1 protein-coding gene is annotated in these 1241 nt (G+C 41.9%); it reads right to left on the bottom strand.

Annotated elements, in window-relative coordinates; translation table 11 throughout:
- Nucleotides 1–1165 (bottom strand): PKD domain-containing protein (locus C7H19_RS25190; RefSeq protein WP_146136607.1); only part of this gene is annotated, 1165 nt, incomplete at its 3' end.
- Between the last annotated feature and the right edge of the window lie 76 nt (nt 1166–1241).

Raw genomic sequence — 1241 nt, 5'->3', positions numbered from 1 at the left:
TTAGGGTGTCCTCTGAAGTTGCACCAAAATCATCAATGACGGTGAAGGTGACGTTATAGGTGCCTGTTGCTGTATAATGGTGTGTTGGGTTAATGATGTTAGTGGCGCTCGTTCCATCACCGAAATCCCAAGTCAGAGTATGAGTATCATTTAAACCAGGGTCATTAAAGCTACCGTTAAAAGTAATGGTTTCATTTAAGTAGATTGTTCGATTTTCGCCTGCATCGACAGTGGGTGCGATGTTATTCACAGTGATACTTCGAGTTTGTGTGGTCGCTGCATTTTCCGAGTCGAGTGCGGTTAAGGTAATAATATAGATGCCGTTATTGATGAACTGATGGCTAACCGAATGTCCTATAGAGGGTTGACTACCATCACTAAAATTCCAGATATAGGAGATTGGATCGTTGCCTGGATCGCTTGCTATGGCACTAAAGATCGCTGTTTCTCCTTCATTAAGATTCGTGTTACCTTGTACTTGAGTGATGGTTGGTGCAAGGTTATTAATGGTTAGAGCTAAGGTTTGGGTGGTGCTGGCTCCATAAGAATCAGTTACGGTTAATGTAACGTTAGAGTTACCGCTATTAATATAGGTGTGAGTGACAGAATGTCCGTTTACAAGTTGGCTACCATCGCCAAAGTTCCATGTATAGGTTAAAGCATCATTACCTGGATCTGTTGCTATGGCACTAAAGTAAGTGATTTCTCCTTCAAGTGCGATCGTATTTTCGATTTTTGTAATCACTGGAGCAAGGTTATTGACGGTGATGTTTCGGGTTTGTGTGGTGAATGCTCCCTCGTCGTCGGTTACCGTTAAACTCAGTTCGTATGTACCAATTTGCGTCAAGGTGTATGTGACATTTTGTCCAATGAGGGATTGATTACTATTGCCAAAGTTCCATGTATATGTTAGTGGGTCAAGTCCAGGGTCAAATGCGGTGGCACTAAAGAAAGCCGTTTCTCCTTGATTGATGGTGGTTTCGCCTGTTATTGCTGTGATGGTGGGGGCTAGGTTGTTTACGGTAACGGTTAAACTATCGCTGTTTGTTGCGCCATAGTCGTCGCTTACGGTGAGAGTGGCCGTATATGTGCCGTTTTGTGTATAGGTATAAGTGGGGGTTAAAATATTGGTTGCTGTGGTGTCATTACCAAAATCCCAGATCATAAGTAGCTATGTAAAATTAATTGTATATTTTTCTCCAAAATATTTGAGAATGTTTTCCACAGCTTCCACTAAAGTT

Origin of the sequence: Aphanothece hegewaldii CCALA 016 (assembly GCF_003007785.1) — a bacterium.
Taxonomy (GTDB): domain Bacteria; phylum Cyanobacteriota; class Cyanobacteriia; order Cyanobacteriales; family Microcystaceae; genus Chroococcus; species Chroococcus hegewaldii.
The sequence above is the reverse complement of the archived record's forward strand: the minus strand, read 5'-3'. Positions and strand labels throughout refer to the sequence as shown.